Consider the following 4,336-nt stretch of genomic DNA (forward strand, 5'->3'; position numbering starts at 1 on the left):
AACCGTCAGTTGAGAACGGGTGGAAGAACGATGGACACGCAATGAGTGCCCCGAGATGAGGACCCCTAACTAGACGGCTCGCCCCTGCCTTGGGACGAGCCAAGACAGGAGCAAAGTGCAAAAACAGCGCGTCTCTGCGCTCGCCAAAGAACTTGGCGTGCCCTCCAAGGTGTTGCTTGAGAAGCTGAAGGAACTGGGGGAGTTCGTCAAATCGGCGGCCTCGACCATTGAAGCGCCGGTAGTTAGGCGCCTGCGCGAGGAGTTTCCACCTCCACCGGAAGAGCCAGAAGAACCCCCGGCCCCGCCCGTTGAGCCACCCGCGGCCGATGCCGGCCCACCAGCTGAAGCATCGACCCGGCCGGCCAAGGGGGTTGAACCTGGTCAGGCCGCAGCCGAGCCGGTTGCCCCGCCCGCCCCGGCTGCGGCGCCTGAAGCCGCTCCGGCAGCGCCAGCTAAGGCGCCTGGTGAGGTGGCCGGCGGGACGGCAGCGGCCAAAGCCGGCGAGTTCGCGGGCAAGGTTGTGGCCAAAGCCAAGGCTGGTACGGCCAAGGCCGTTGGTGCAGTGGCGAGCGAAATCAAAGCTCGGTCCGCTGCCCGGCCGGCGGCTAAGCCCCCGGCCAAAGACGGCGCCTTGGTCGAGCCGGCCAGCCCGGCAGCTGCGCCGGCCGCACCTGCCAGCCAGGCAGCCGAGGTTGAGGCCAGCGTTGAAGAAGCCACCGAGCTAGCCGCCCCAGTCACTAAAGCCGAGGCTTCCAGCGCCGCCCAGGCGGCCCAAGCCGCGCCCCCAGAACCGCCAGGCGCCCAGCCGGCCCTTGATGGCGAGGCCGGACCCAAGCCGGTCGCGCCGCGCCCAGCGCCGCGCGGCGCCGGTGGGCCCAGACCGGGCAACAACCCGTTCAGCTCAACCCAGGGTATGCGGGCGCCAGGGCCGAGGCCCGGCAACAACCCCTTTGCCCCGTCCCAGGGCATGCCACGGCCTGGCGGGCGTGGTCCGGGCGATGCCACCAGACCTGGCGGCCCGCGGCCGTCGCCTCGCATGATGCCTGGGCGCTCGTCGCTGGGCCCGGCCGAAGGCGGCGGCGCCGGCGGGCCAGCCGGCCCAATGGCTCCGCCCAGCGGTGGCCCAGGTAGTGGTCCTGGTCGAGGCCGTCGCGGTGGTGGTGGTGGCGGCGGTGGCGCCGGCGGCCCAGGTCTGCCTGGTGGTGGCCGTCCCGGCGGCGGCCGCGGCCGCGGTGGCCGGGGACAAACCCAGGGCGCTTTTGGTCGCGGTGGTGGCAAACCAGCCCGCGGCCGTAAATCGAAGCGGGCCAAACGCCAAGAATTCGAACAGGCCGACGCGCCTATCCTCGGTGGGCTCAGGCTGCCCAAAGGCGACGGCACTTCGGTGGTTCGTTTGCGCCGGGGCGCCTCGCTGACCGATTTTGGCGACAAGATTGGCGCCAACCCAGCGGCCCTGGTCACTGTGCTGTTCAACTTAGGTGAAATGGCCACGGCGACTCAGTCACTCGATGAGGACACGATTGGCACCCTGGGGGCCGAATTAGGCTTCGTCGTGGAAATCGTCTCGCCAGAGGATGAAGACCGCGAGTTGCTCGATTCGTTCGACATTGACCTGCAAGGTGAGCTTGATGCCGAAACAGATGAGGACCTTGAGCCGCGCCCACCGGTAGTGACGGTGATGGGCCACGTTGACCACGGTAAAACCAAGCTACTTGACGCCATTAGACACACATCGGTGGTCGAAGGCGAACACGGCGGCATCACCCAGCATATTGGTGCTTATCAGATCGCTGCCGAACACGACGGCGGTCAACGCGCCATCACTTTCATTGACACCCCTGGTCACGAAGCCTTTACCGCCATGCGTGCGCGTGGCGCCAAGGTCACCGACATTGCCGTTCTGGTGGTGGCGGCCGATGACGGCGTTATGCCGCAAACCATTGAGGCCCTCAACCACGCCCAGGCGGCCGATGTGCCGGTAGTGGTGGCGGTCAACAAAGTTGACGTTGACGGGGCCAACCCGTCCAAGATCCGTCAGCAGCTGACCGAATACAACCTGGTGGCTGAGGAATATGGCGGCGAAACCATGTTTGTCGACGTTTCTGCCAAACAACGCACCGGTATCGATGACCTGTTAGAGGCCATTCTGCTGACGGCTGATGCCGGGCTAGACCTCAGGGCCAAGGCTGACAAGGCCGCCCGCGGTGTGGCCATCGAGGCCAATTTGGATAAGGGCCGCGGTGCCGTAGTGACTGCTCTGGTCCAGTCCGGCACTTTGAGTGTGGGCGATTCGGTAGTGGCCGGCACGGCCTATGGTCGTGTCAGGGCGATGTTCGATGAGCACGGCCAATCGGTCAAACAGGCCACGCCTTCCAGGCCGGTCCAGGTTATTGGCATGACCTCGGTGCCAAGGGCCGGTGACACTTTGTTGGTGGCGCCAGATGACCGCACCGCCCGCCAAATCGCTGAGAAACGCGAAGCGGCCGAGCGGGCCGCCACGCTGGCCAAGCGGCGCAAGCGGATTAGCTTGGAAGATTTCACCCAGGCGCTCGAACTGGGCAAGGTCGAAACCTTGAACCTGGTGATCAAGGGCGATGTTTCCGGTTCGGTCGAAGCCTTGGAAGACTCCCTGCTGCAGATCGACGTGGGCGAAACCGTGGCTTTGCGGGTAATCCACCGCGGAGTTGGCGCCATCACCCAAAACGACGTCAACCTGGCCGGGGTCGACAACGCCATCATCATTGGCTTCAACGTTCGCTTCGCCGAGCGGGTCGAAGAACTGGCTGACCGCGAAGGCGTCGACGTGCGCTTCTATTCAGTTATCTACCAGGCCATCGATGATGTCGAGGCTGCCTTGAAAGGCCTGCTCAAACCGGAATTCGAAGAGATCCGACTGGGCAGCGCCGAGGTCCGCGAAGTATTCCGTTCCTCGAAGTTCGGCAATATTGCCGGCTGTTTGGTGCGCAGCGGCGAAATCCGGCGCGGTTCGAAGGTCCGGTTACTGCGCGACGGCACTGTGGTGGGCGAGAACCTTTCGGTCGAATCACTGCGTCGGTTTAAGGATGATGTGGTCGAGGTCCGTGACGGTTTCGAATGCGGTATTGGCCTTGGTTCGTTCAACGATGTCAAGGTCGAAGACGTGATCGAAACCTACGAAGTGCGCGAAAAGGAGAGGGTCTAGATGGGCGAGTCACCTCGCCAGCGCCGCTTGGCTGAACGGATTCAGCAGGTCGTGGCGCAGGTGTTGGAACGCCGGGTGAAGGATCCACGGCTCGGTTTCGTCACGGTAACCGAGGTGCGGGTGACGGGCGATCTACAGCACGCCACGGTTTTCTACACCGTGCTGGGCGATGACGACGCCCGGGACGATACGGCCGCGGCCTTGGCCAGTGCCAAGGGCCTGTTGCGCAGCGAGGTTGGCAAGGCCACCGGGCTGCGCTTGACCCCGTCGTTGGACTTCATCTTGGACCAGTTGCCGGAAGGCGCCAGTCGCATCGATGACGCCCTACGTGAGGCCGCGGCGCGGGACGCCGAACTGGCCTCCAAGGCTCATGGCGCCTCTTACGCTGGGGATGAGGACCCGTACAAGCGTCCGGTCGAGCCGGATGAGGACCTGGACCAACGCCCGGCCGCGCCGAGTGAGGGCGAGGCCTAACCCATCGACTCGAACGACCTCAGCCCTTCGAGCTTGCCGAGTCAGCAACCGCCGGTTGTCCAAGAGGCTCTCAGTGGCGTGCTGGTGGTGGACAAACCGGCCGGCTGGACCTCGCATGACGTGGTGGCTCGGGCCCGCCGGGTGCTGTCGACCCGCAAGGTTGGCCACGGCGGCACGCTTGATCCCATGGCCACAGGCGTACTGGTGTTGGGCGTGGGTCGCGGCACTCGCCTGCTGACCTACTTTTCTCACCTGGACAAGGTTTACAGCGCCACCATCCGTTTGGGTCTGGCGACCTCCACGGACGATGCCGAAGGCTCGGTCATCGAGGTGGCGCCACCTGGACGGGTGGTTGGGTTGGGGCGCCAGGCGCTGGATGACGCCTTGGCCCAGCTGACAGGTGAGATTCTGCAGGTCCCCAGTTCGGTCAGTGCCATCAAGGTGAACGGCCGGCGGGCTTATGCCCGGGTCAGGGCCGGTCAGTCAGTCGAGCTGGCGGCCCGGCCGGTCACGGTCCACCGCCTCGAAATCTCCGCGAGTCCGAGCTTTGGCACCATCCCCACACCCGCGAGTCCGAGCTTTGGCACCATCCCCACACCCGCGAGTCCGAGCTTTGGCATGAACCCGGAATCCGAGCCACCCCCCGCCCCGCCCCCCTCTGCCGCGAGACCGAGCTTTGGC

3 protein-coding genes are annotated in these 4,336 nt (G+C 65.3%); all 3 read left to right on the forward strand.

Going from position 1 to position 4,336, the window contains the following annotated elements; genetic code table 11:
* The first annotated feature begins 115 nt into the window (after positions 1 to 115).
* Positions 116 to 3,181 (forward strand): translation initiation factor IF-2, encoded by a 3,066-nt coding sequence (gene infB, locus FWD29_09880; GenBank protein ID MCL2804237.1) that lies wholly within the window; start codon positions 116 to 118, stop codon positions 3,179 to 3,181.
* Positions 3,182 to 3,655 carry a 30S ribosome-binding factor RbfA gene (gene rbfA, locus FWD29_09885; GenBank protein MCL2804238.1) on the forward strand — a complete coding sequence of 158 codons (474 nt, stop codon included), beginning with the start codon at positions 3,182 to 3,184 and terminating at the stop codon, positions 3,653 to 3,655.
* A 33-nt stretch (positions 3,656 to 3,688) separates the two neighbouring features.
* A partial coding sequence (truB, locus tag FWD29_09890; protein MCL2804239.1) for a tRNA pseudouridine(55) synthase TruB occupies positions 3,689 to 4,336 on the forward strand: 648 nt, incomplete at its 3' end.

This window comes from Micrococcales bacterium (assembly GCA_009784895.1).
Taxonomy (GTDB): Bacteria; Actinomycetota; Actinomycetes; order Actinomycetales; family WQXJ01; genus WQXJ01.

Excerpts from the sequence above, each read along its gene's own strand:
- rbfA (MCL2804238.1), top strand. The coding sequence starts at position 3,182 with ATGGGCGAGTCACCTCGCCAGCGCCGCTTGGCTGAACGGATTCAGCAG.